Annotated in this window: 27 protein-coding genes; 23 read left to right on the forward strand and 4 right to left on the reverse strand. The window is 48.0% G+C overall.

Annotated features, from left to right (window positions below):
* Positions 1-24: 24 nt before the first annotated feature.
* The 8 genes from OEU88_RS07230 (at position 25) to OEU88_RS07265 (ending at position 6,928) form a co-directional block, all read left to right on the forward strand.
* Positions 25-4,140 carry a beta strand repeat-containing protein gene (locus OEU88_RS07230; protein ID WP_262694474.1) on the forward strand — a complete coding sequence of 1,372 codons (4,116 nt, stop codon included), beginning with the start codon at positions 25-27 and terminating at the stop codon, positions 4,138-4,140.
* 117 nt (positions 4,141-4,257) lie between these two features.
* A complete protein-coding gene (locus OEU88_RS07235; RefSeq protein WP_262694475.1) occupies positions 4,258-4,467 on the forward strand; it encodes a hypothetical protein in 210 nt (69 codons plus the stop codon).
* An 85-nt stretch (positions 4,468-4,552) separates the two neighbouring features.
* Positions 4,553-4,801: a hypothetical protein gene (locus tag OEU88_RS07240; protein WP_262694476.1), complete on the forward strand. Its 249-nt coding sequence runs from the start codon at positions 4,553-4,555 to the stop codon at positions 4,799-4,801.
* 2 nt (positions 4,802-4,803) lie between these two features.
* A complete protein-coding gene (locus OEU88_RS07245) occupies positions 4,804-5,256 on the forward strand; it encodes a hypothetical protein (protein WP_262694477.1) in 453 nt (150 codons plus the stop codon).
* 40 nt (positions 5,257-5,296) lie between these two features.
* Positions 5,297-5,578 carry a phage fiber-tail adaptor protein gene (locus tag OEU88_RS07250; protein ID WP_262694478.1) on the forward strand — a complete coding sequence of 94 codons (282 nt, stop codon included), beginning with the start codon at positions 5,297-5,299 and terminating at the stop codon, positions 5,576-5,578.
* A gap of 2 nt (positions 5,579-5,580) precedes the next feature.
* A complete protein-coding gene (locus tag OEU88_RS07255) occupies positions 5,581-6,159 on the forward strand; it encodes a head-tail connector protein (RefSeq protein ID WP_262694479.1) in 579 nt (192 codons plus the stop codon).
* On the forward strand, positions 6,156-6,512 hold the full coding sequence (locus tag OEU88_RS07260; RefSeq protein ID WP_262694480.1) for a head-tail adaptor protein: 357 nt from the start codon (positions 6,156-6,158) through the stop codon (positions 6,510-6,512). Before OEU88_RS07255 ends, OEU88_RS07260 begins: the two co-directional genes overlap by 4 nt.
* Positions 6,509-6,928 carry a DUF3168 domain-containing protein gene (locus OEU88_RS07265; protein ID WP_262694481.1) on the forward strand — a complete coding sequence of 140 codons (420 nt, stop codon included), beginning with the start codon at positions 6,509-6,511 and terminating at the stop codon, positions 6,926-6,928. Before OEU88_RS07260 ends, OEU88_RS07265 begins: the two co-directional genes overlap by 4 nt.
* 426 nt (positions 6,929-7,354) lie before the next feature.
* Here the strand turns inward: OEU88_RS07265 and OEU88_RS07270 are convergent, their stop codons facing one another.
* The gene (locus OEU88_RS07270; RefSeq protein ID WP_262694482.1) at positions 7,355-7,756 is read right to left on the reverse strand and encodes a hypothetical protein; all 402 of its coding nucleotides are present in this window, start codon (positions 7,754-7,756) and stop codon (positions 7,355-7,357) included.
* Between the two features lie 159 nt (positions 7,757-7,915).
* On the opposite strand from OEU88_RS07270, the gene OEU88_RS07275 reads away from it, so the two are divergent.
* From OEU88_RS07275 to OEU88_RS07330, 13 genes are all read left to right on the forward strand, one after another.
* Positions 7,916-8,323, forward strand: a complete 408-nt coding sequence (locus OEU88_RS07275; RefSeq protein ID WP_262694483.1) for a phage major tail protein, TP901-1 family — start codon at positions 7,916-7,918, stop codon at positions 8,321-8,323.
* 9 nt (positions 8,324-8,332) lie between these two features.
* On the forward strand, positions 8,333-8,680 hold the full coding sequence (locus OEU88_RS07280) for a gene transfer agent family protein (RefSeq protein ID WP_262694484.1): 348 nt from the start codon (positions 8,333-8,335) through the stop codon (positions 8,678-8,680).
* A gap of 20 nt (positions 8,681-8,700) precedes the next feature.
* Positions 8,701-8,913, forward strand: coding sequence for a phage tail assembly chaperone (locus tag OEU88_RS17675; RefSeq protein WP_394805243.1), 213 nt, complete (start codon positions 8,701-8,703; stop codon positions 8,911-8,913).
* Positions 8,910-9,809, forward strand: a complete 900-nt coding sequence (locus tag OEU88_RS07285) for a hypothetical protein (protein WP_262694485.1) — start codon at positions 8,910-8,912, stop codon at positions 9,807-9,809. The genes OEU88_RS17675 and OEU88_RS07285 overlap by 4 nt, the downstream gene beginning before the upstream one ends.
* Before the next feature lie 52 nt (positions 9,810-9,861).
* The gene (locus OEU88_RS07290; protein WP_262694486.1) at positions 9,862-10,362 is read left to right on the forward strand and encodes a hypothetical protein; all 501 of its coding nucleotides are present in this window, start codon (positions 9,862-9,864) and stop codon (positions 10,360-10,362) included.
* Positions 10,359-10,907, forward strand: coding sequence for a DUF2163 domain-containing protein (locus OEU88_RS07295; RefSeq protein WP_262694487.1), 549 nt, complete (start codon positions 10,359-10,361; stop codon positions 10,905-10,907). Before OEU88_RS07290 ends, OEU88_RS07295 begins: the two co-directional genes overlap by 4 nt.
* Entirely contained in the window at positions 10,907-14,392 is a 3,486-nt protein-coding gene (locus OEU88_RS07300) for a phage tail protein (protein ID WP_262694488.1), read from the forward strand. Before OEU88_RS07295 ends, OEU88_RS07300 begins: the two co-directional genes overlap by 1 nt.
* Complete coding sequence (locus tag OEU88_RS07305; protein WP_262694489.1) at positions 14,389-14,772, forward strand: hypothetical protein; 384 nt, start codon at positions 14,389-14,391, stop codon at positions 14,770-14,772. The genes OEU88_RS07300 and OEU88_RS07305 overlap by 4 nt, the downstream gene beginning before the upstream one ends.
* Before the next feature lie 24 nt (positions 14,773-14,796).
* On the forward strand, positions 14,797-15,222 hold the full coding sequence (locus OEU88_RS07310) for a hypothetical protein (protein WP_262694490.1): 426 nt from the start codon (positions 14,797-14,799) through the stop codon (positions 15,220-15,222).
* A complete protein-coding gene (locus OEU88_RS07315) occupies positions 15,219-15,446 on the forward strand; it encodes a hypothetical protein (RefSeq protein WP_262694491.1) in 228 nt (75 codons plus the stop codon). Before OEU88_RS07310 ends, OEU88_RS07315 begins: the two co-directional genes overlap by 4 nt.
* A complete protein-coding gene (locus OEU88_RS07320; protein ID WP_262694492.1) occupies positions 15,443-16,030 on the forward strand; it encodes a D-Ala-D-Ala carboxypeptidase family metallohydrolase in 588 nt (195 codons plus the stop codon). The genes OEU88_RS07315 and OEU88_RS07320 overlap by 4 nt, the downstream gene beginning before the upstream one ends.
* A gap of 84 nt (positions 16,031-16,114) precedes the next feature.
* Positions 16,115-16,531 carry a holin family protein gene (locus OEU88_RS07325; RefSeq protein WP_262694493.1) on the forward strand — a complete coding sequence of 139 codons (417 nt, stop codon included), beginning with the start codon at positions 16,115-16,117 and terminating at the stop codon, positions 16,529-16,531.
* 3 nt (positions 16,532-16,534) lie between these two features.
* Positions 16,535-17,998, forward strand: a complete 1,464-nt coding sequence (locus OEU88_RS07330; RefSeq protein WP_262694494.1) for a hypothetical protein — start codon at positions 16,535-16,537, stop codon at positions 17,996-17,998.
* 28 nt (positions 17,999-18,026) lie between these two features.
* On the opposite strand, the gene OEU88_RS07335 is transcribed toward OEU88_RS07330, so the two are convergent.
* Entirely contained in the window at positions 18,027-18,866 is an 840-nt protein-coding gene (locus tag OEU88_RS07335) for a response regulator (RefSeq protein WP_262694495.1), read from the reverse strand.
* A 179-nt stretch (positions 18,867-19,045) separates the two neighbouring features.
* Here OEU88_RS07335 and OEU88_RS07340 point away from each other — a divergent pair, with 179 nt between their 5' ends.
* Positions 19,046-19,774 (forward strand): 4'-phosphopantetheinyl transferase family protein, encoded by a 729-nt coding sequence (locus tag OEU88_RS07340; RefSeq protein ID WP_262694496.1) that lies wholly within the window; start codon positions 19,046-19,048, stop codon positions 19,772-19,774.
* Positions 19,775-19,849: 75 nt separating this feature from the next.
* On the opposite strand, the gene OEU88_RS07345 is transcribed toward OEU88_RS07340, so the two are convergent.
* Both OEU88_RS07345 and OEU88_RS07350 read right to left on the reverse strand, forming a co-directional pair.
* On the reverse strand, positions 19,850-20,626 hold the full coding sequence (locus OEU88_RS07345; protein WP_262694497.1) for a PEP-CTERM sorting domain-containing protein: 777 nt from the start codon (positions 20,624-20,626) through the stop codon (positions 19,850-19,852).
* Positions 20,627-20,653: 27 nt separating this feature from the next.
* On the reverse strand, positions 20,654-21,439 hold the full coding sequence (locus OEU88_RS07350; protein WP_262694498.1) for a hypothetical protein: 786 nt from the start codon (positions 21,437-21,439) through the stop codon (positions 20,654-20,656).
* 179 nt (positions 21,440-21,618) lie between these two features.
* Between OEU88_RS07350 and OEU88_RS07355 the strand changes: the two genes are divergently transcribed.
* Positions 21,619-23,733 carry a tetratricopeptide repeat protein gene (locus tag OEU88_RS07355; RefSeq protein WP_262694499.1) on the forward strand — a complete coding sequence of 705 codons (2,115 nt, stop codon included), beginning with the start codon at positions 21,619-21,621 and terminating at the stop codon, positions 23,731-23,733.
* Positions 23,734-23,890: the final 157 nt, after the last annotated feature.

The following is a 23,890-nucleotide window of genomic DNA, read 5'->3' on the forward strand; positions in this document are numbered from 1 at the left end:
CTCCTCTCATAAAGGTTCACTGCGATGCTAGCCAACAGGGTTCGTGAATATACTGCAACAACAGGCACAGGTGATATTACGCTGGGCGGCGCACTTTCGGCCCACATCACATTTGCAGATGCCTTCACTGTTGGTGACAGTGTGACTTACGTGATTGAGGACGGCGACAATTATGAAATTGGTACGGGCACACTCTCGGCGGCTGATACGCTTTCACGCACGGTAGTAAGTGAAACACTGGTTGACGGCGTTTACACTAAATCAGGGGCAACCGCGATTGGCTTGACCGGTAATGCTCGCGTATTTTGTGCTGCAACTGCGGATTTCTTGCTCGACTCTACCGTGGATGCAGATGTGATCAGGGAAATGACGGACGGCGCCGGTGTGACCATTGCAGATTTATTGATGGTCAATAACGGCGTAACTATTACCGAGAACCTGACCGTCGGTTCCGCTCAAACAGGAAGCGGAAAAGTTGATATTAAATCTGGTGCAGATGCGTTTTCGGTTTTGGCGTTTTCAGATGATGTGCAGGATCGCGGACAGATAAGATATAACCATGCAACTGATACGCAGGAATTTCTCACATCTCAAGGCGTAAGGGCAACGCTGAGCGATACTGATTTTGCTGTAAACTCTGATAACGCTACCTTCGCAGGTGAGTTAAATGTCAATGGTTTTCAAATGACAATAGGGCAAACAGGCGGTGCAGCTTCTGGCTCGATTTTCAATATTAATGGATGGAACGGGCTGTCTGCCGTAAGCAACAGATTAGTAGGCCTGGGGACAATAAATGGCGGGCTGAGAATTGATATAAACGGTGTTAATGCCGTTACGGCTTTTGAGCAAGATCTGGTTAGTGTGAATACTGATCTCATTATTAGCGGTAATGCTCGGTTTAAAAATCTGGCAGTTAAAGATTTCGGAATAGAAGGGCTTTCGGATACTGGAGCGCCTGTTTACGGCGGCGGCACATCGGGTGGTTCTTTTGGGGCAAACATTCAGATGTTTGCTGAAAACCATGTAACGTCTGCCAATGATATGAGCTTCAGGGGTGGTAATGTAGCGTGGGCTCGATGGGATGACAGCCGTAGAGAATTCACGTTAACTGGTGAATTAATCACAACAGGTGATGTAAGCGCGACACGCTTTTTAATTGCATCGGAAGCAACGGTTGCCAAGGGTGGTATCAAGAGTGCGATTGGTACCGAGCCAATCACATTTATGGATGTAACGACCGGAGGTCAGCACAGGATAGGGGCATACTCTTATGGTGCCAGCGCATGGCAAGACCTGGACATTAATAATTCTGCTATTTCCATAGATGGACCAACAGGGATCATCACCATAGGTGGAGATAGAATTACGAGAAATGTTAATGATGACCAATTTGTACTCGCTGGCGGCGACACTGCACATAAGGGCGGCAACATATTTCTTTTTGGTGAGTTTCATCCGACAAACCCTGGAGACATACTCCTGCGTAGTAACGCCGCTAATGTTATGTTTTATGACGCCAGCGATACTTTGTTCAGGTTTTATGAAGATGTTGCCATAGACGGGACTGCGACTTTTTCTAGTGACATTAATGTTAACGGTGTTGCTGCCCTTAAAGGGCGAACAGAAGTCGGTATGTTAAGCACCACGGGTCAGTATGCAGTAACGTATAACCCCGACACCTCGGGGAGTTCTGTCTTTCACACCTTAGTTTCTTCAGGGAAAATGTTTTGGTATACAGGTTCTGACCCATACTCAAGCCCGCAAGAGCAAATGAACTTAAGTAATGCAGGAAATCTAACAGTTTCTGGCGCTATGACTTCTGGTGCGAATATTATTTCGACCACTAACTTTAGAGGTGGTGTAGGAGCGGCTGCTGTGCCAACACATTCCTTCACAGGCCATACCGATATGGGGGCCTATGTGCATTCTGCTGATGTATACGGTATCAGCGTTGGAGGTGCTGCGCAGTTTACTTTAAGTACGTCTACAGCAGATTTCCTAGGTAACGAGATTATTGGAGCCGCATCGCTGCATGGGGATAGTACCGCTTCGGCGTTAGACATATACAGTGGACCAGACACGTCTGGTGCTAATATTCTTTTATACGGCAGTACTCACAGCACTAAGGCAAACGACCTTTTGTTCAGAACGGGCTCTACCGATAGGCTACAGTGGGATAACAGCGCCGCATATTGGGATTTTAAAAACACCAACTTGTTCAACATTAACGTAGTAACTGCCAACACTATTCGTGGTGCTGCAAGCGCTGCGAGTAGTCCTACATTTTCTTTTAGCAACGACACCGACACAGGTTTTTTTAGTAAATCCGACGGGCAAATTGGCATCTCAGCAAACACTGTAGAACGCGCGGTGTTTGGTGCCACAACTGGCGTGACAGGCAATCGCGGCCTTTGGGTAAATGATGGGTCAGACTTTAGTCTCGCAGTTGGTGGCGATAGTGACGGAACTGACCTGACCAACGCTCAACTGAAAGCTGCTCGTGTTGGAATGCCTCATTATCTAAATTCAGAAGAAATGGTTACTGCGTTCTTTATGGCTTCCGATGCCTCTAATAACACCTTAAATCTTGGCGGCGGCTCTATATTGGGTAATGCCGCAACCGCATTTAATGTTTACACAGCATCTGACATCACAACCCTACAAGGGACTTTAAGACTATCTATTAGCAGCGGAGGCGCTGCTAATTTCCAAGGTAATAATGTGAGTGGGGTAGAGGTTCTTACTCTTAATAATGAGATCAGACTACCCAATGGTTCAGCAGGTGATCCTTCTTATACTTTCTCGAATGAAGATAGTACGGGTATATACCTGCCAGCAGCAGGGGAATTATCCTTCACTGTTGGTGGTGCCAGAACGGTATATCTCACGAGTACAGCCGCTAATTTCGAGAATGACATAGTGGTGGCGGGGAGCATACTCAGCAACAATAGTACGGGGGGAATAGTAGTCGGCTCAGACCTTGCGACAGGTGCCGGTGCCAATCTTGTCATGTATCCCGCGTCTCATGCGTCCACACCAAATGACATAGCGTTTAGAAGAAATAGTACCAACATATTACTGTTTGATGCGTCGACGGACGAGTGGAATTTCCAAGGTAACGATATTAGAACTACAGGTGCTGTAGAAGTAGGTGTAATTACGGGTTCAGATACGACAGGTGCTTTAGATATTTACGGGGGAGAAGGAAGTACTGGTGCAAATCTTTTATTGTATGCGAGTGGTGCGGCAGACGCCAACGACATACTATTTAGAACGGGAGCCACAGCGCGTTTGCGTTGGGACAACAGTGCTGCTGAATGGAACTATCAAAGTAATAGAATTACGGGTCTCACAGAAGTAACACGAGGGACTGCAGCTTCAGCAGTGTACGTTTCAGGCGGATCTACCAGTTCATTAGGCGGTAACCTCATTTTATACGGAGAGAGCCACGCAACGCAAGCAAATGACATTCGGCTTAGGGCGGGTGCTTTGGATGCGTTAAATTTTGACCATTCGGCAGCAGCATGGAATTTCAGAAGCAACCTCATTACCGGCGTGAGTAGCTTAACTGTTGCTGCGGCAGGCAACGCTGCTGATGTGAATATCCAGCGCAGTAATTCAGGCGTCGCAGGTAATGGGATTGGTTCACTCAAGTGGCTAAACTCTGCTGGAAGCCTTAGAGGGCGAATTTCTGCCAACTTTGACACTGACACTGCATCGTCGGTCATTACTGTTTCGCCCACAAACACAAGCGGGGTGGCTGTTGATGTTTTATCTCTGAGCAGCGCAGGAGCGGATTTCCAGGGCAGCAATATAACTGATGTCGGTAAATTTAACCTGGGCGCGCCAACTGATCTGACAATCACCGCAGGTCAAATCTTGGTTAGCCGGGCTTTTCATATCATTGATACAGAGAACGATGACCCTGTTGATGATTTACAAAACATTATCGGCGGTGCGGAAGGTGATGTGCTTATCATCTCGATAGCAAGTGATAGTCGACCCATTACCGTCAAACATAATGATAGCGGTAATATAAAATGCGGTACCGACTTCACCATGATCAGCATTCACGACACAATGCAGTTGATGTTCAAATCAGGTTATTGGATCGAGGTTTCTCGGTCTAGCAATGGCTAGGCATTTTTGCTCGCCAACATAATCAAGCCTGCGTTCAGACTAACTTATAAATGAATTCAATCATGCCGTGCTCATTGTGAGGCGGTAAATCTTACTGCCAATAAAAGGAGTATAACCATGACATCACCGAAAACCATTACAACAACGGAAGGCACTGCTAACCCTATAGCACATGACGGGGCGCTTACCTCAAAGCAGGCGCAGATAATCTTGCAATTTCTACAGCGAACACAACTTCAGGGCGCTGAAATGGCCGCATATGTTGATGCCTTCAATGCGCTTTCCGTTATAGCAAAAGCATCGTCTGCTGACGAAGCATTTGCCTAGAAAATTTGTCACTAACACAATGCGGCTGCCTTGTATGGGCTGCCGCGCGTCATCATCAATAATGTCGTCTTTAAAGAAGAGCCTTATGATTTTAGCAAGCAATAGCCTGGCTGCTGCTCCAGATGCATCGAGCAGGCAATATAATCTGTGTCGGGTCAGTCAGGGCAGCGCTTATCTGGCCAGCGTTCATGTTGCACATTGGCTTGCACAGCTCAGCCACGGTCTGTCAGCACAGCGTAGAGCCACAGTGCAACCATCTGCTCCTGTCGCCGTTATCACTGAAGCTGTCAGTGTTCAAGCACACGATAGTCCACCTTTTTGCCTAAAGGTCTAAATATGCCTTCAGTACATACATTTGTTTATCAGCAAGCCATGCGCGCTGTTTTGTTAGGTGCTTTGCCAGGGTTTGGTGGGGCTGGTTTGTCCGCGCACCTCATGACGCCAGCGTTCGTACCTGACCAAATCGGACAGGAAACTTTTGCTGATATAGCATCACATGAAATCACCGGTTTTGACTATAGTCCGCGCCCCGTAAATGGCATTGCTGTAATCGCAGATAATGGCAGTTGGTCATTGGCGACAGACGCCATAATTTTTGGTGATCCAGTCACAGTGCCGCCGTTTAGATTTCTAGTAATGGCTTATGGTTCAGTTGCTGCGCCAGCCTCATCAAAACAGCTTTTGATCTGCGTTGACCTTAATCCATCAGGCAATGCGCTGGAGGCGATCAATGGTGTGCTGAAAATTGAGACGCCGCCGGCAGGGTGGCTAACAATTACATCATCATAACAAGAGCATATACCTGTTCGCAATCCGGAGGCACGGCACCTTGACACTTTATTTAAAAGATCCACAAAGCACCGTTGATTACAGCGTTGACTGGACAACATGGCTTGTCGCCGGTGAAGCAATAACATCGACTGAATGGTCGATTACACCGAGTGACACATCGGCACCAACGCTTGGTAACATCATAGACGGTGACACAGTCCAAGGCGTTTATGTAAGCGGCGGCATAGCAGGGCGGCGATACCACCTTACCTGCCGGATAGAAACAGATGCGGGTCGGCAAGCTGACCGAAGCCTCAGCTTACGTATTATGGAGCGATGATTATGCGCATAGAAGAAGTAAGCCTCAAGGCCACCACAGCAATACTATTGGCTGAGGTGAAAGAGCATCTGCGAATTGATGGTACAGCAGAAGACGGTCAGTTAAATGCTTTTATCGCCACAGCAGAACGAATGATAGAAGCCACCACAGGTTTGGCACTTATCAGCCGCCAATTTGACGTATATTTGAGTGAATTGCCAAGGCAAAATAATGGCCAATTGGTATTGCCGGTAAGGCCATTGCAAGCCGTTAATTCTATTCACTTAAAGGACAATACCGGTGCTGATATGCTATGGCCAATTAGCCAGTACATCGTGCAAACAGGTTTAACACCGTATGTATGTTTGGCCCCTCATATGCGGTGGCCTGCTATGACGGCGCAAATAGATGGTATTCGTATTAATATTACCGCAGGATTTGGTGCAGACTGGAATGCCGTTCCTGCAGATATTCATCAGGCGCTGTTACTCTTGATTACAACACTTTATTTTAATCGCGGTGATAGCAATCAAATACATGATGTGATGAAATCGTCAGGAATTATGGCACTTTTGTCACCATACAAGCGGGTGCGATTATGAGATCAGCTATGAATTCAGGGCTTGGTCAGATGCGGCACCGTATCAGTTTAATGCGCGAAGAGTATCACCAAGGCGCGGGTGGACGCTTGGTTAAAACAACGCCGATTATTGCAGATGTCTGGGCAAGCATTGCCGATAGTACTGTAGACCTTGTCAACCGTGCAGACACACAGAAACAAAATACGGGGCTGACGGTAACTATGCGTTACTGCGAAACCTCTATGACTGCCAGTCATGCACGCTTAGGCGGCACCATGTACCGTATAACAACAAAACAAAAACATGGCTTTTTGAACCCTTCATTAGAGATGCAGATGAGCCGCACCGATGTACAGAAAGGAAGCGTGTCATGACAAGCCTTGTTGCACACACACTGCAGGAGGTGGTTTTTGCGGCGCTTACGTCAGACATAACGCTCTCGCAGCGTGTTCATGGTATATATGACCAGCCAATAACCGATGCTGCATTTCCTTATGTTGCTATGGGCGAAACAAGCATTGCGCCTGGTTTAGTGAAAGACAGGGTAGGTGCGCGCATCACTTTTGAAATTATCGTCTGGTCCAACGAGCCTAGCCAGATGGAAGCCAAAGAACTGATGGCCATTGTTGATAATGTATTTGTTGGCGGCGAACTGGAAACGTTGGCTTTTGATCTGTTGCAAATCAGGTTGCAGAACGCCAGTGTTGTGCGCCAGTTTAACGAAGAGGGCAGTTTGTACCGTGGTCGCATGAGCTACACAGCTCAGGTTTATGAGCGCGTCAGCGTTTAAATGGCCGAAGGGCCCTGCGTGTGTTGCTCGGTAGCAGGTGCACAGCTGCTACATCGTTTGGTTTTCGTTTTGTCAATATAAGCTTCATACATATTGAGCGAATAATAGTGCCCACAACGCTTACAGCGTTCTCTTTTCGATTGTACAATAAAACCGGCAAAAACCAGACAGGCAACAACCAGTAAGCTTATGGCAAACCAGTGCACATCAGCCTGAATTGCTGCAGGCAGGGCAACTAGAAACAGGAATACACCAAGTATTTTGTCGAAAGTTTTCATTCTGTTGTTGGCCGTATCGTGCGTTGTTTATACATCGCTCAACTTCCGATTGAGCAATCTTCAGGATAGTTAAAAATATGTTAATATTCAGTTAACGGTCATGACACAACAAGTCGAATAAACTTTAGTTTAATTTAGTTTATGTAAGTTACCGAGGCTCGCTTGCAGCAAGTGCCGAGCATTCACGTTGTATCTCAGTCATCATCGCTGAAATATTGACCATGTCAGGATATTTGTCTGAAAAACCAAGGGTGCGCAGTTGGTCTTTCCTGGCCTGCAAGTCATATAAACGGGTTTCACAGTTTGTGAGTTCGGACGCGCCGATAATAGCAGCGGCATTGTCTTGTAGTACAGCAACCGCAACGGCTTCTAATATTTTTTGCATTTCAAGAGTGCTGGCTTTCAGCTCTCGGATTTCGGATTTCAATTCCATAATCTGAGACTCAAGGCGACGTTGTTCCATACTGTCTTGTTGGGTATATGCCGGTGATGCAGTGGCCACGGCTATTACGGTAATAGCTATGAATGATAATGAAATTTGTTTCAGCATAACGGCGACCCTTTCGTGAACATATTCTGATGCCCTTTGCACTTTGTTTTAAAGCACAAGGTTTGAAGCAAATATCAGCATACACCCTAGGTGCTATATTCACCAACATGTGATTATTAACACCATTTCAATAACTTACACAAATCAAAGGAGACGTGCATGTCTGCACAAAAGGGAAAAGAGCTGCTGTTGGCGGTTAATGACGGCACCGGCACATATGAAACCGTTGGTGGTTTCACAAGTAATGACTTCGATATTAACGGTCAGGCTGTTGACATCACCAGCAAGGACTCAGGTGGTTTTCGGGCAGCGCTTGACGGCGGCGGTATCGTCTCCATAAGTACCAATGCCAGCGGTGTTTTCATGGACGATGAAAGCTTTGAACGTGTACACGCTGCGGCACTCTCGAATAGCCATCTTGACTGCCGTATCACACTGCCTGATTTCATGACCTACACCGGCCCTTTCACCGTAACATCACTCAGCCTTAGCGGCGGTATTGAAGACGCTGTGCAATACAGTATCAGTCTGGAATCTGCGGGCGTAATTACCACTGCAACAATTTAAGGGCATATTATGGCAAAGACAATCAGTGGTGAAACCAGCCTTATGGTGGGTCGCCGTAAGCGCAGGCTAAGGCTGGATATCGGTACGATGATGGATTTGGAAGATCATTTCGGTATGGGGCTAGTCCCTTTTTTGACTGAACGTTTTCCGCAGTTCCGTCTCAAGGATCTGGCCGTTTTGTTTCTGGCAATGACAGGCGGTGACTTTGGCGATGAAGCAGCAGTGAAACGTGCCGGCGCCTCAGTTGTTAAAGGGGGTATCGCCGATGCTGCCACAGCAATATCGAAATGCCTTGAGGCAACATTGTCTCCCTCTTCAGCTGATGAACAAAAGAGGCATGTGCCGGGAAAGCCATAAAGAAGCCTGATACCACGGCAATAGAGCCCAAGCCGGATAGCGCTGTAAACTGGCATGATGTACTGGCAGCAGGTGCAATGCTTGGCTGGACACCGCGCCAAATATACCGGGCAACACTGCCTGAATTGTTGTTTTCTATTACAGGGTACAGGCAAGCGCGTGGCCTAGGTTCGCCTGAACAGGGCATGACCCGACGTCGCCTCAAAGAATTACATGAAAGGTACAGCACATGATTGCTGGAATTGGAACTGCGGCGCCAGATAGTGATGCGATGCAGAAAATGCTCGCGGGTTTGGCGGAGCCTTTAACAAGCGCAAGCGCGGCGCTTGCAAACGTTGCCGAGAAGCTTGCAGCAGTGATGGGCGGAACAGGAGGTGCTGGCAAAACTGGCCCGCGCGTGTTTGTGCCGTCTGTTCCGGAGCCAGCTGTATCTGATAACTTTGCGGGCTTTCTGGAAGATACATTTGCTGGCAGCAGTTTGTTTGAGGTATCGCCGCCAAAGAAGTCTGGTTCTGAGGCCGATAACGCGAACGCTGCAGAAAAAATAAAAGCATTGTCTACGGAAACAGCTGATAATCAGGCGGCAAAAGATGAAGAGCAGATATTAAGTGACAAGAAAGTTTGGGCGTCAAAACTTGCTAACGCAATTGCTGGCTCCAAGAAGCTTGCCAAGGTCAAAAAGGCATACGCGGTTAGTGCCGCAATTGTTAATACGGCCAAGGGCGTTACCGAGACTTTTAGCAGGCTTGGCTTTCCCGCGGCCATACCGTTTGCCGCTGCTTTGGCGGCCCAGGGCGCTCAGCAAATTGCAACCATCAGAGGGCAGGCACATAACGGCCTGAACCGCGTGCCATCTACAGGCACATATCTGCTTGAACGCGGTGAACGCGTGGTGGGCAAGCGGCTTAATCAGGATTTGTCCGGTTTTCTTGCGGGCATGTCAGGTGAGGGCGGAAGCGTTAGCAACAACCTCGATCGTTCCATCAGTAAAAGTAGCACTTTCAACCCGACCATCAATATGACTATTGGTAGCAACGCCAGCCCTGATGCAGTGTTTGCCAACCGTGGTGCGCTTGAAGGCATGATCCGTGAAATTTACGCAGATTATGCACAGGAAGCCCCTTTCTAAACATAAACATGCCTCTCATTTAATTCAGTATTTCAAGTTCTAGGAAACCTGTATGCCAAGCCCTCAGTTTGACAGCTTGCCAGCGATGCCTGCTGCGCCGGCACCAGCCGCTATTCGTGTACGGTCTCGCCAGCGTACCCGCGCCAGCCAATCAGAAAGCGGCCATATATTTACCCGCAGTTACGGCGGCCAGGTTTACGAAGTGACATTGTCGTATAACCCAATGACACGCACGCAGGCAGCGCCTTTGATTGCTTTTTTGCAATCGCGCAAAGGCCGGGACAGCAAATTCAAAGTAGATATTTCAGGCTTGGCAGAAGCGCCGGGATTGCATGTTGGCAGCTTCGCGAACTTCAGTGACAGCACCAAGCTTTACCTGATCACAGGTACAAGTCCGGTTGAGGTAACCCCTTCGCGCAGCAACACAGCAAACCCCTTTACTGACACTGTCTTCATGTACGCTTCGCTTGTCGGTGATGTGCAGGAGGTTTCGCTTGGTCGTGGCGGGCTTATCAGGCTTGAGGTCGATCTAGTTGAAAGGTTGCCGCTATGATGACTGTATCTTCTGTTTTTGCTGATGCACTCACGGGCGATCAGCTTCAATACGCGTGGTTATTGAAAATTGGCAGTGACCTGCATTTTACTAACCATGTTGCCGATGTTGTATGGGCAGGTAACACATATCGCAGTGAAGGCGATGTGCTGCGTTTTCCTGCCATTGCCCGTGAGCGCACCATTAAACTGCAAAGCTATGTCGTTGAATTTTCTGGTGTGGATGGTGCTGTGTCATTGGCACTGCGTGATCATGACCGGACGGGCGAAGTGTGTGAGGTTTTCCTGATGTTGTTTGACGGCACAGGAGGGCAACTTGGTGATCCGGTCAGTCTTTACAAAGGAGCGTTCGACAGTTGGGTAGAGCGTGAAACACCAACCACATCAACTGTAACAGTGAAGATTACCAGCCCGTGGGTCAAGCCTAACCTGACCGCAGGGCGCATTACCAGCAACCACAACCAACAAGACCGCTACACGGGCGACACATTCTTTGAATTTGCACATGAAGAAAAGAACACCATCGGGTGGGGAGGCGAAGCCTAATGGGATTGCTTTCATTCGTTGGTAAACTGCTTGGTGTCAGTGGCGGCCCGCAGCAAAAAATCGAGATAAGTAAAACGTCTGCTGCAGAAGGGTTGCCAATCATTTATGGCAAGCGCCGCCTTGAAGCGATTAACGTGTTCAAGCGTGTGTCCAGCAACAATATTACGGCTACCAGCGGTACTTATCCGGGTACAAACTTTGTGCTGGCAGGTGCCGGCACTTCGGATAATGACATTGACCGCCCGAACGTATGGCTACACCGCATAGATGTGTGGGGGCAGGGCGAGATTAACGCTGTTCGCCGTTTCTGGATTGATGGTGATCTGCATACACACAAACGGTTTAACGCGCGGCCATATTTCCGTGCCATCACCAAATACGGAGCGGACGGACAAACTGCATTTTCAGCATTATCAGCTGTGCCTTCAACATGGAGCGCAGACCACAAAGGCAACGGCGTGGCTTATAGCTGGTCGCGGTTTCTCAATTCCAAAAACAAACCACAGTTTAACGCAGAACCTGTTCTGCGCGCAGAAATTGAAGGGCTAAAACTTTATGATCCGCGCCTTGACAACAGTGTTGCAGGTGGCAGCGGCTCTCACAGCTTTGATGACGCGGGCACATGGGCATACGGCAATAACCGTGCGCTTGTTGTTCTCAATTACCTGATGTCGCCTTTTGGATTTAATGCACCAAAGGCTGAGCTTGATCTGGAAAGTTTCATTGTTGCGGCTGACCTGTGTGATCAAAGTATGGATATTCCTGCACCGGCGGTAAACACATCGGGCGTACCTCAGTTTTGCTATAATGCGGAAACTGGCGAGATTGATACAATCGTTGTTAATCAGCGTTACCCTTGTAACCGTATCGAACAACTGACAGGCAGCACAACCCAGCAGCAGTTCGTCGCGGACGCCGTTTTGGATCCCAAAGACGGTGTTGTTGATAATTTGAAAGTCTTGCTTGAAGAATTTGGTTGGTCGCTTTCATGGTCTAATGGGCGGCACAGGCTGGTGATTGAAGATGATGTGGCGGCACCAGCCATGACATTTGATGCAACCTCTATTTTTGGTGGCTGGAATATTGAGCGCGGCAACCGGTCACAGCGATATAACCGTGTGACCGTCGAGTTTCCAAACGCCAACAAGGATTATGAAAGCGATACGGTTTCGTGGCCACCGCTGCGCGGGGAACAACACAATATCTATCTGGTAGAAGATGGTGGGCGCGACCTGCACGCCAACCTAACGCTAAAAACAGTGACAGATTTTTACCGTGCTGAGGCTTATGCCGAATTTGCTGTGAAAAAAAGCCGTGTGAATGAACGCATCACCGGCCTTCAGCTTGCCCCCAAGGCGATGCTGCTTGAGCCCGGCGATGTTATTGCCATCGACTATGCCGAGAAGGGATTTGATCCAGCAGAGAACCTGTATTTCGTTGAGAAGATCAATATTTCATCCACGCTTGATGTAACGGTTGACCTGCGCGCATACGACGGGCGCCTGTACGGCGCAACAGTGCGCGTACCAGAGCCGCCAAATATTCGCGAGCGCGGTCTTGATCCGTGGGTAGATCCTGATGCAATTACCAACCTACAGGCGCAGGAATACCACACCAGCAAAGCTGACGGATCGGTCATTAGCGGCATTTACCTGACATGGGATGCACCGGCATCGGGTGTTGCAGTAGAACGCATTGAAGTGAAATGGCGGGATATTAATGACAGTGAATTACCAAGTGTTGATGATAGCGGTTACCCTGATGTTCAGTATGCAGGTAGGGCGGTGTTACCTGCTGAAGCAGTGGCACACAAAATAGAAAATCTCACTGATGATAAACTGTACCGCGTTATTGTAAGCTATGTTACGCGCCTTTCTCAGCGATCAATTGAAGCAATACTTGATGTCAATTTGGCTGAGACAACAGTTAGCAAACTCAAGAATATTGAAGAAGGAGCAACGGACGGCGCTTCTATAGGCACAAACCTTTTCGATTCTGACGGGTTTCTTGTGGATGCTGGCGACGTGGTAACGGCTGATGGTCAGCTTACAATGGGTCATTTGTGGGATTTTAAATGGTCAACGCTTGGATGGAGCGGCGTTAACATGGTCACGCAAGGTGTCCCGCAGGGAATTCACGTTACGCCTACTACCAGTGACGGGCAGCTCATCAGTCCCGATAATCTAAACATTGATGGTGCCTTATACGATAAAGTTGCTGTGCGTATGAAACGTGTCGTTCAGGGCGAAGGTGACTTTTTTGAGTTTCCTGTCCTGTTGTACGAAACAGAAAGTCATGGTTTTAGTGGCAGCTATAAACGCACCCGCAGTTTGCGGTTTGGTGATGGTAATGCACGTACCTTTGTCTTTGATATGGCGAACCTGACTGTTGGTGGTGATGACTGGATAAACAGCACAATCAAACGCTTGCGGTTTGATCCATCTGTCACGCTTGGTGATACGTTTGAGATCGACTGGATTGGTGTTGGGCGTGTTTCTGCCCCTGCACAAGAGGCATTAAGTGCTAATTTGGCCGATGAAATTCAGTTTGCTGATATTGCTGTTCTGGACACAGATAATCTGGAGGTTTTTGGTAAGGTTGAATTGGCGGATACCAGCTTGAAAATCGGCGATCAGGTATCAGCCGCTTGTGAGGTTCAATCACTGGATGATCGGCGCGGGCAACTCGAAATTATCTTTGAACAGGCAGACACAACCGACATTGAAGCCTACACCAGTCAATATAGCCAGGCCAACACAGCATCGTACCAGCAAGTTTCCATTGAGGGTTTGATCATTCCACCCGGAACAGAATTGATCAGGTACCGGTTGCTGCGCGAAGCGGGTAAGTTTGGTGCTGTTGGTGGCAGGCGTCCGTCACTTAATAAAGGACCAGGGTCAATCGATTGGTATGGTGTGCGCAGTGATGTTGAACAAAATGCCAATTATATCACTGGCACCAATCAGTTGAGTGATAATGCAGGTTTGGGTGATACTGCGCAGTGGTATGGCATTACGGGTAGCGGACGCCCCGCTGATAATGCAACACGCAACATGGGCGCGCTGGCTAATTTGGACGCGGTTGGTGAAAGCCAAATTCTTGATGGATCGGCCAGTGACAGACCAATGGCTGATAAAGGTGCAGATTCTGATTTGCCGATTAACGGCGGTGTCAGAATAAGTGAACACATGAGTGTTGTCCGACAGCCGGAAGGACAGCTCATTGTTGGAACAGCACGCATCCGCTTGTCTGGCCCGGAAAGTATTGAAACACTTAGACTTGAAATACGGCGCGGTACATCAACTGTAATGAATGTGCTGCCAGTAGAAGTTACAGACAATTATTATACTTACACGTTGATGTATTGGGACCGTGGTAGCAGTGGCTCAACTACATATCATTTGCGTGTATCTACTGTCGGCAATGTCTTGCTGGATATTGACGTAGATTTTGCCGAAATGTCAGCATTGGTTCTTAAAAAATGACAGAAACACTCGATGAATGTAAACGGCGCTCTAAGCGAGAAATTGACCAGGGTGCAGGTACTGTACGTGGCCGCTATATTACGAGTGTGCGTGGTCAATCCGAAACATACCTGATTAAAGAACAGCAAGCGCGCGCGTGGTTAAGTGATACATCACAAGAGATAGAGCTGTTTAAGCTACCTTGTGCAGAAATTGGTATCACTGGCACAGACATGCTGGATGTATGTACAAAGATCACACAAAAGGCTGACGAATGGGTCGCACTTGCAGCAGCCGTTGAGGCTGTAAGGCTAGGTACAAAGAAGCAAATCGACGCCGCGACCACTGTTAATGAGATTGAGCAAATAAATAGCTCAGTCATGTGGCCCATCATCTCTTAGAATTCCCTACCTGAAGGAATAACCATGATTTTCATTTCGAAAGCGTACCGAAAGGTGCGCGGTGCGCTTGTGCGCATTTATACTGTATCAAAGGCGGCTGTTGGCAAAACCATCAGTCGCTTTTTTTATGCCCTGTTTCATACCCGCCCCGGGTTAAAACGCGGTGCGCTGGTATTGTTATTGTTTGCAGCTGTTGTTGTGCCGTTCAGTGTTTTTTCTGGCCAAATGCTATATGTTTCCGGCCTTTGGGCATTGATGTTGTTTGCGTTGTTTCTCGGCATGGGTGCAGAGCGCGCGGCCATTGAATGGTCGCCTGTGTTTGCCTTGCCGCCCATTAGTGCGTTTGCGTTCTGGCGCTGGCATGCACTGGAGAAAAAGCGCTTTCTGGCTGTGCTGACCGCACTTGCGGTTGGTGCCGGGTGTACTGCGATTGCAGGTATCATCATATGACAATTGCACAGCACATACAGGCGAGTACAACGCCGATTGAAGGCAGCAATACCGCCAATGCCGCTTTGTTGAAAGCAACGCTCGCTTTCGATCGCATTGAACGCCACGAGGCACAGTGCAGCAAACGCTGGGGCATCGTGATCAAGCTGATGCTTTTGGTGCTGACGCAGGTAGGTGGCCTGCTGTTTTTCCTTATATCCGACAAATTGGGGTGGTTGATATGACCTATCCGTACAAACTGCATCCAAAGGCTGAGCTGGCCATTGATCCGCGTATGTCGCTTAGCCAGCATTTTCATTTGCATGAGTTTACACGCAGCCAAACCGCGGAAAAATATGACCTTTATAATGTGCCGCGTGAAGAAGCAGAAGTTGCTAACCTGAAGGCGCTCTCAATTAATGTGCTGGAACCTGTGCGTGCCTTGTTTGACCGCTATGTGATCATAACATCCGGCTTTCGGTGTGCGACGCTTAACAGGTTAATTGGCGGTGCCATAACCAGCCAGCATTTGTTTGGTGAGGCGGCGGATATTATTATTCGGGGTGTGCCTGTATGTGATGCTGCGCTAGCGATTGTAGGTTCGGGCATTGCATTTGACCAACTGATTTATGAAGCACGTTTGCGCGGTGACGCCTGGCAGGAATGGCTGCATGTATCGCACAGACGGTTGGGCCCAAACAGAGGCGAGGTGTTGACCTGTGTGCAGGACGTGGACGGCAAGCGCACGCTTGCTGGCATTCAGCCGGTTGTTGACCAAACCCTAAGCACAACGGCGAGAAGTGATGCAGGAGGCGCACATGCTGCGTGATTGGATCGCTGATTTTGTCGTGACATTGCTTGCGTTTTACACGCTGTTTTTGCTGTTTGCAGCCTTTGTTGATTGGAGGCCGTGATGGCTATTCCACTATTGGACACAATTCTTGATGTGATTAAGGCACCCCTGGAGCGCCTGATACCCGACAAAAACGCCCGCAGCAAATTCAACCATGAACTTGAGATGGAACTGTTGCGTGCGGGGCTGGCACAGCTTGAGGTGAACAAGGTTGAAGCGCAGCACCCTTCGGTGTTTGTGGCGGGGTGGCGCCCATTTGTGGGGTGGGTGTGCGGCATGGCACTGGCGTGGCATTTCATTGGATTTGATATGGCAAACTGGCTGCGTTTGGCCTTTGCGCCGGAGATGCCGGCACCGCCTGCGCTCAATGGCACCGAAACATTGGTGACAGTGTTGATGTCCATGCTGGGGCTGGGTGGCTTGCGCACGGTTGAGAAACTGAAAGGTGTCAGCCGTGATGGTTGGCGCGGGAAGTAAGATATGGTTTTTACCCTGACAGGATCCGTCGGCCTTTTGGGCGATAATCGTCCCCATGATGTTGCCAAGGTGCAAGCTGCTTTTAAAGTATTGAAGGCTTCAAATGGTCATGCTTATTTTGAAGGAGTAGTAGATGGCAAAATCAATTTCTTCAAGCCTGCATTGCAACGGTTCTTTCAGGACCATCCGGTTGTTGGTAAATCAAGTAGGGTATTTCCTCGTACGATCAAAAAAGTAGGCTTTCTGCGAAATCAGATAATCACTAAGTTAAATGGTCACACTCTGCTTAACTATCAGGCAATAAAGGGAACATCTATTCTGTATGCTTCTGATGCTAATCATAAAAGTAATATCATATCTCCAGATTATTTGATCTTAGCTGACTATCTGCCCAAAAAGTATTGTCGAATTGGCAGTCAGGCTATCGAAATCCACATTGAACAGGTTGATTTCGACCTATCCGAGAGCAGGTACTATTCAGTGATTAGCTTTCCAGAGATCAAAGCATTTGTTGATGCGATTACATTAAAAGATACTGCGCTAATTCCTAAGCAGGTTCATGATTTAATAGAGATATTTACGGCTGCAGGTAGTAACACGTGGGAAGTAACCCGAAGTGATGATTTGTCAGGAAAAATACAGCTGAGGATCAGAAGTGCAACACACAAGGGCTTGGCGCGAACACTTAAGGAAATGGATCAAAATGGTAACATTGGTCGCGTAATCCAGGAGGACGTTATAGGGCGTGGCATAGTTCTTAAAATTCCGCCCAAGGACACTATCGTTCAAATCGCTGGTAGAATTCATGCTCAAGCCTGTGCCGAAACTGGCTCAGAGGGCGGTAAGATTATTAATAAATCGCTTAAATCTTATGCTGCGACCATCTTGGAAAAAAGTCTAAATAAGAATTTTAAAAATGGTACTGAACGCCATTGTGCCAGTTGCCGGGAGTTGGCGGAAGATTTAAAAGATTCTGAGGCGCGAACTATCGAGCTAATCGAGCAGATCGAAGCAGTAAATCTGGATTTTGAGCGTTTTATTAAAGAACAGGCTAGCGCAGAAGATTTTGATAGGGCAAAGCAAAACTTGGCTAAAGCAGGTGCTAATCTTATTCCTATAATTGGCGATGATTTGTTTCAGATTGATAAAACAGCGGATGAGGAAATTCTTAGTAAATCGAAAGACCTTTTATCTCTCTATATAGAGTTTGCAGGGCGTCAAAAGAGTGTGGTTGCAAGTCGTATATTGTTAAGAGTTAATGTGCTGGTTGCCATATTCACCTTGGGTGTATTTATAGGACAAATAGGCCGCTATTACATCGAAAAGCCGATGGTGGATAAAAAATTTGCAGAAGTAAGAACTTCGATTCTGAACATCTATCTACAGTTAGAAGCAGAAGATATCTTTCGTTTGAAAACTCTGAGAGATTTCAATGCCAGAGGTTGTGATAAGTGGCTGATTTACTAGCATAACTTTGTCGCTTTAAAATGAAGTTTTACATCCCCATTTTCATCAGAGTCAGGCGTTTTTTCAGCACATGGTTGGTGCGCTCAAAGCATATATGCAGTTCTGTGTGCAATGCACTGGCTCCGTCCATCTTGCCTGATTTTCCGCACGCTTCCAGTTGTGCTGCAATAGCAGACACACTCTCTGCGCCAAAAACAATGCTGGTTGATTTCAACTTGTGCGCCAGATGCTCCAGGCGTTTCCCGTCTTTGCCGTAAACGGCTTCCGCCAGTGCATTCATCATTTCTGGTCCTGCCTTCAGGTAGCCCTCAAGCAGTTTCGCAATATCACCCTTCATAATAGCACCATATTCACGCAGCACTTCCCAATTGAGTGCGTCTAGCTCGTCATCCGACACTTCTTGTAACTCAGGCGGTACAATTTTTGATGTTGCATAAGGCGCTTCATGGTCGGCGTGCAGTGTGCTGGCATAGGCTTCTATCACTCTATGCAGGTCAACTTGATTAACCGGTTTTTTTACATAGTCTGTCATGCCTGCATTTTTATATTCTGCCAGATCTTCGCTGGACAAATTGGCTGTTACCGCAACAATCGGTGCTTCGGAGTAGTGAGCAGACAGTTTGCGAATATGCTGTGTGGCTTCAACGCCGCCCATTCCTGGCATGTTAATGTCCATGAGGATAAGTGAAAACGGTTTTTCCTGGCATGCTTCAACTGCTTCTTTTCCGTTCCCGGCAACAGCAAACCGAATATCCATTTTTTTAAGGACGCGGCCCAGAATGCTAACCATCACGGGGTTGTCTTCCACAACCAATAGCTTGATATCATGAATTTGATCGGGATTAGTTGAAGTTGCGTCTACCATCATGGTTTGCCTGCTATGTATGGTTGTTTCAGGTTGTGTACATAATACGATAGGTAGAAAAAGTTAAAAAACAACTTAAAAAATAAGACTAAAAGCATACACATATGTTTTATTTGCACACAGGCTCTACTTGGATGTAGTTTGGCCGAATTAGTTATTTTGTTTCGGATGTGTAACAAATAATGAGCGATGTTACTTTTAAAATTCGTGCTGCGGAACCATCACTCGCGGCACAGGATGTGCTCTCTGAAAGTGAGCATACGCGCCTTGCTGGTATGCACGAGGGTGCGCGCCCTGCATTTGTTACCGCAAGAGCGATGCTGCGCGCTGAACTCGGTAGTTACATGGGTTTAACTGCCAAGGCTGTGCCATTGTGTCAGGTTGATGTTGGCCGCATTACTATCGAAGGCTTTGATCCCAACGATCCACCATATTTCTCCGTTTCTCATACAGGTGCTGCAGAAGCGGGTATTTCTGCGGTTGCGGTGTCTGAAGACACGCCCATTGGCATTGATATTCAGCAGATCGACCATGCTATCAACTGGCAGCGCGTTGCCGAGCGGCGTTTTCCCGAAGCAGAATGGGCGTTGATCTCTGCTATGCCGGAGGCTGAGGGGCGTGCCCTTTTCTTCACGTTGTGGGCGATCAAGGAAGCATTTGTGAAGATGGAAGACGGCAAATTGATGCCTTATTTGCGTGGCGTGGAGATTGATTTCTCAGATGGACAATTTCGCCTTGCAGCTCCAACACCGGCAGGCCTTGTAAGCGCAGGGATTTTCTTTACATTCATTCCTGAATTTGAACTTGCTGTTGCGTGTGTTACCCGAGATCCGGTTAATGTGGCGCTTGATAGCGCTATTAGGCACACATCAGGCACAGCAAATTCCTTGCACAACCTTCCCTCAGACTAAAAAACCACCCTGACAAGGATGGTTTTTCATGCCCACTAAGTGCAGCACATACGTGCTGCTGTGACTTAATTTCGCTTATATTTTGCCTAAGCCAGGTAGGCGACGGGAAAATTGACGCCGACCGATAAGCATAAGGCCCATCAATAACATCAACCAGCTTGATGGTTCCGGTACTGCGGCTGCTTCAACAACAATTGTCGCTTGCGAGAAAGCAACATCGCGACGGCCATTGCCAGCTGAAGGATTGCCGCCACTCACCACTCCCAGTGTGCCAATAGTAACACCATCAAAGCTGCCGACAGATGCTCCGTTAATGTCAAAGCCTGTGTTGGCGAGCACAAGGCCGCTGTCACCGCCGCCACGAATATTGTCAATTGTGTTTGCTTCCGCCTGAATCGCAGTCACAAGGCTGATTACATAAGTACCCGCCGTTGAAAACAATGATCCTATACCCGTTGACAATGCAACGTTTGTTAAACCAGCTGCGGTGTTGCCCAGACTTTGGACTGTGCCTCCCCTGTTGGCAACAAGTGTTGCGATACTATCTGTAACGCCTGTGCCGGCTGTACCAAAAGAAAGTGCAGACGTAATGCCGCCAAATGAAATAAGGTAATGGATGCTGAAACCATCTGGATATCCAACATTGCATATGCTGTTGAGGAAACTTTGATTAGTCGTGGAAACCGTGCTGCCACACGGCGAAACATTAATGTCTTCCCCGAGCGTTACCGGCTGGAATGTGCCAATGTCAGACGTCACATCGACGTAAGGTTGCCGCGCTTGCGAGGGCATGCTGAGCAGTAAAGTGCCAGCAGTGAGTATCACTAAGCGATTTATCAAACGGTTTATCATGAGATAAAAGTCCTCGGGTAAACAGAATTACGAGTTTGAGCGGGTTATTGTTGAACGGTTATGGTGAAAATAGCTAATTGATATTAAAGCCATCAACAGCATCACTATGCTTGATGGTTCCGGAACGCTGGCTGCTTCAACAACGATTGTAGCTTGCGAGAACGCAACATTCCTGCTGCCATTGGCTGTTGCTGGAACATTGCCACCAAGGGTGCCGATAACTGTGCCATCAAAGTTACCAACAGATGCACCGTTAATGGTAAAGCCTGTGTTTGCCAGTTCCAGTCCACCATCGCCGAAGGGGCGTTGGTTTGGGCCGTTGGCCACGTTAATCGTGCCACCATTGCGAACCGATATGATTAAGCTGATCACATAAGTACCTGCCGTTGAAAACAGTGAACCTACGCCTGTAGCGAGGGTTAATGGGCTACTTAATGCGCCGGCTGTCGCACCCTGCGATAAAACCACACCGCCAGCACCTGCAACCAGAGCAGCGACACCGGCGCTAACGCCGTTTGCACCGGTCCCAAACGATAATGCGGACGTTGTGCCACCAAAGGAAATTAAGTAGTTCACGCTGAAAGCATCAGGGCTACCAGTATCGCATAGGCTGCTGATAAAGGCACCGTTACCGCGAACAATGTTGCTGCCGCACGGGGACAATGAAATATCTTCACCAAGCGCTACAGGCTGAAAGGTGCCAATGTCCGACGTAACGTCAATTCCGACGGTTTGGGCGTGCGAAGGTGCGGAGAGCATAAGCAAACCAATACCTGCCAGCGGCATTACACGACTAATAAAACGGGAAAACATGGTCTTCTGGTACCTTTTGTCTTTATAAACACAAAACTTTTCCGACCACGACTCACCATACCACGGTAATGATGTAATTGTAAATATTGACTTTACTTGTTGCGGGCATTGGCTTTACATCATTTTGGTGGTCGAAGTTATTGCTGGTTCTCAATTGTTAACTTTTGCTTGGAAAATCCATGTCTCTTTCGATCAGAACTATATCCCTTTTTGTTGCTTTTTCCTTTGTTGCTGCCTGCAGTGACACAGACGACAACGATCAGGTGATCGAAGCTGATTTGCCAATTCTAAGCGCAGAAGAATTGAATGCGCTTTTTGCCGCTGGCGATTTTGCTGACTTGATTGCCGCTGTTAAACGTAAGGAGCAAAAAGAGGTCGCTACATACAGTGATCATATTCTTGCAACACGGGCATATCATGCAACGTTTGATGCCATCGGCGCATCCGTGCAACTGAGCAAAGTTAACGAGGCACTGCGCGATAGCGATGAATATACACTTTTGAATGCCCGAACATTGTTGCTCGAAGGTAATCTGGGGCGGGCTTCAGGGATGTTGTTGGCGCGTGAGTTTGCCGATGCAAATATTTATGAAGCCAAGTTGATGCAAGGTGACATTGCCTTCCTGAGAGGCGATTTTGAAAATGCGCTGACACACTACGGTGCGGCAATAGCCAATAACAGTGATAATTACAGCGCTTTTATTGCGCGTGCGCAAGCGCACCTGAAAACCGGCAATCCAGAACTGGCGCTGGCTGACGCGGAAGTGGCAGTTGGTTTAAGTGCTGAAAACACACTTGCGCACTATACATTAGGCACAGCTTACAATCAGCTTGGTAGGCAGACAGATGCCAAAGCCCAGTTTGAGCAAGCGTTGGCTTTTCTGGATAGTAATGTACCGGCTTTACTGGAGCTGACGGGCATTCATATCATCGAAGGTGACTATGAAACAGCCGAGCAATATCTTGATCGTGTATATAGCGAGCAACCGGAAAACAGCACCGCGCAGTTTTTTAGTGCCATGTTGCTGGCTGTGAAAGGTGACGACGAGAAGGCGCGAGATCAGCTTGAGCTTTTGGTGATAAACAATAACGCAAACCCGCAGCTTGCTCGTTTGTTAGGCCATGTGGCTTACCGCCTCAAAGAATATGATGTTGCGCGCGGCAGGCTTGAAATGGTGGTGGAAAAAGCGCCGTTTGACAGGGCTTCGCGCATTGCATTGGCCGAAATACATTTGCTGCAACAGCGCCCACGCCGTGCACTCACAACACTGGAGCCAATGATCGTGGATGAAAGCATTGACCTGGCTGCATTTTCGATGGCGGGCCTCGCAGCAGCGCAGGTTGGTGATACGGCAGGTGCAATTGAGTATACAGCCAAAACCATTGCTTTGGCCGAAAGCCCTGAAACCCTTGCCAACACAGGAATTTCTGCTGATAACATTGATGAAAATTCAATCAAAATTCTTAAAAGAAGATTAGCAAGTTTTTATGCCAGTGCGGGCAACACGCCGCAAGCTGCTGATATTCTTCAAGGTCTTATAACCGAGGATGCCGAAGACATTACCAGTGTGACGATGCTCTCAAATGTGCAGGTGCAGGCTGGTGATTTTGAAGCAGCTTTGGCCACGGCAAGACTTATGGTTGATCAGGCACCGAGCTCGCCTGTTGGTCATAATGCGCTCGGTACTGTTTTGCACAGGCAAGGTCAGCTTGATGCTGCCCTTGAAGCTTACACCAAAGCAATTTCCTTGAATGCAAACTATGTGTCTGCATTGAAAAACCGCGGAGCGCTCTATCTAAGGCAACAAAAATATACAGAAGCGCGCGCAGATTTGAACATAGTTTTGGATACAATACCAAGTGATGCCCGTGCTCAATTGATGTATGTGCGCGCGTTGATTGACACTGATGGTGCGACCGAAGCGCTAGGGTATTTTCGCAATTTGGAAGGGGTTTTCCCCGAATCTATACAGGTGTTCATGCATCATGCGCGTGCGCTTGCAGCCGCAGGTGATTACCAAAGGGCAATACCCAAACTTGAGGTTGCGCAAAGCCTGAACCGGAACAACAATCCCGAGCTTAAAGCTTACCTTGATGGTCTATGGACGCAGTACACAAACACTCTTGAAGAAGAGCGAGCCAGCAGACGCCTTCCAGATCCTGTTGAAGCAGAAGAGAGCGACGATGCTGAAAAGCCGGGAGCTCCTGCTTCTTCAAGTGCTGCAGATGCTACGGTGCCTTCAAAAGACGCAGAGCCTGACGCGCCAGAGGACGACAAACCTGACATTTTATAACGCTTTTTTTGCTATCTGCTTTTTACCTGAAAACTGAATGTTGGCTTTATAGCTGTATTATTTGCGTGATGTACCCATAGTTGCTTGCGCTTTTTTTGCGTGCAAGGTAGCCAAGGTGGCTTTACTTATGTCGTGCATGATCAGTAAAGTTATAAAA

This window comes from Kordiimonas aquimaris (genome assembly GCF_025574485.1).
Classification (GTDB): domain Bacteria; phylum Pseudomonadota; class Alphaproteobacteria; order Sphingomonadales; family Kordiimonadaceae; genus Kordiimonas; species Kordiimonas aquimaris.

Excerpts from the sequence above, each read along its gene's own strand:
- OEU88_RS07275 (WP_262694483.1), top strand. The coding sequence starts at position 7,916 with ATGTCTGCACAAAAGGGAAAAGAGCTGCTGTTGGCGGTTAATGACGGC.
- OEU88_RS07295 (WP_262694487.1), top strand. The coding sequence starts at position 10,359 with ATGATGACTGTATCTTCTGTTTTTGCTGATGCACTCACGGGCGATCAG.
- OEU88_RS07235 (WP_262694475.1), top strand. The coding sequence starts at position 4,258 with ATGACATCACCGAAAACCATTACAACAACGGAAGGCACTGCTAACCCT.
- OEU88_RS07240 (WP_262694476.1), top strand. The coding sequence starts at position 4,553 with ATGATTTTAGCAAGCAATAGCCTGGCTGCTGCTCCAGATGCATCGAGC.
- OEU88_RS07285 (WP_262694485.1), top strand. The coding sequence starts at position 8,910 with ATGATTGCTGGAATTGGAACTGCGGCGCCAGATAGTGATGCGATGCAG.
- OEU88_RS07265 (WP_262694481.1), top strand. The coding sequence starts at position 6,509 with ATGACAAGCCTTGTTGCACACACACTGCAGGAGGTGGTTTTTGCGGCG.
- OEU88_RS07345 (WP_262694497.1), bottom strand. The coding sequence starts at position 20,626 with ATGATAAACCGTTTGATAAATCGCTTAGTGATACTCACTGCTGGCACT.
- OEU88_RS07340 (WP_262694496.1), top strand. The coding sequence starts at position 19,046 with ATGAGCGATGTTACTTTTAAAATTCGTGCTGCGGAACCATCACTCGCG.
- OEU88_RS07320 (WP_262694492.1), top strand. The coding sequence starts at position 15,443 with ATGACCTATCCGTACAAACTGCATCCAAAGGCTGAGCTGGCCATTGAT.
- OEU88_RS07280 (WP_262694484.1), top strand. The coding sequence starts at position 8,333 with ATGGCAAAGACAATCAGTGGTGAAACCAGCCTTATGGTGGGTCGCCGT.
- OEU88_RS07330 (WP_262694494.1), top strand. The coding sequence starts at position 16,535 with ATGGTTTTTACCCTGACAGGATCCGTCGGCCTTTTGGGCGATAATCGT.
- OEU88_RS07260 (WP_262694480.1), top strand. The coding sequence starts at position 6,156 with ATGAGATCAGCTATGAATTCAGGGCTTGGTCAGATGCGGCACCGTATC.
- OEU88_RS07350 (WP_262694498.1), bottom strand. The coding sequence starts at position 21,439 with ATGTTTTCCCGTTTTATTAGTCGTGTAATGCCGCTGGCAGGTATTGGT.
- OEU88_RS07305 (WP_262694489.1), top strand. The coding sequence starts at position 14,389 with ATGACAGAAACACTCGATGAATGTAAACGGCGCTCTAAGCGAGAAATT.
- OEU88_RS07270 (WP_262694482.1), bottom strand. The coding sequence starts at position 7,756 with ATGCTGAAACAAATTTCATTATCATTCATAGCTATTACCGTAATAGCC.
- OEU88_RS07310 (WP_262694490.1), top strand. The coding sequence starts at position 14,797 with ATGATTTTCATTTCGAAAGCGTACCGAAAGGTGCGCGGTGCGCTTGTG.
- OEU88_RS07300 (WP_262694488.1), top strand. The coding sequence starts at position 10,907 with ATGGGATTGCTTTCATTCGTTGGTAAACTGCTTGGTGTCAGTGGCGGC.
- OEU88_RS07335 (WP_262694495.1), bottom strand. The coding sequence starts at position 18,866 with ATGATGGTAGACGCAACTTCAACTAATCCCGATCAAATTCATGATATC.
- OEU88_RS07315 (WP_262694491.1), top strand. The coding sequence starts at position 15,219 with ATGACAATTGCACAGCACATACAGGCGAGTACAACGCCGATTGAAGGC.
- OEU88_RS07355 (WP_262694499.1), top strand. The coding sequence starts at position 21,619 with ATGTCTCTTTCGATCAGAACTATATCCCTTTTTGTTGCTTTTTCCTTT.
- OEU88_RS07290 (WP_262694486.1), top strand. The coding sequence starts at position 9,862 with ATGCCAAGCCCTCAGTTTGACAGCTTGCCAGCGATGCCTGCTGCGCCG.
- OEU88_RS07325 (WP_262694493.1), top strand. The coding sequence starts at position 16,115 with ATGGCTATTCCACTATTGGACACAATTCTTGATGTGATTAAGGCACCC.
- OEU88_RS07255 (WP_262694479.1), top strand. The coding sequence starts at position 5,581 with ATGCGCATAGAAGAAGTAAGCCTCAAGGCCACCACAGCAATACTATTG.
- OEU88_RS07230 (WP_262694474.1), top strand. The coding sequence starts at position 25 with ATGCTAGCCAACAGGGTTCGTGAATATACTGCAACAACAGGCACAGGT.
- OEU88_RS07245 (WP_262694477.1), top strand. The coding sequence starts at position 4,804 with ATGCCTTCAGTACATACATTTGTTTATCAGCAAGCCATGCGCGCTGTT.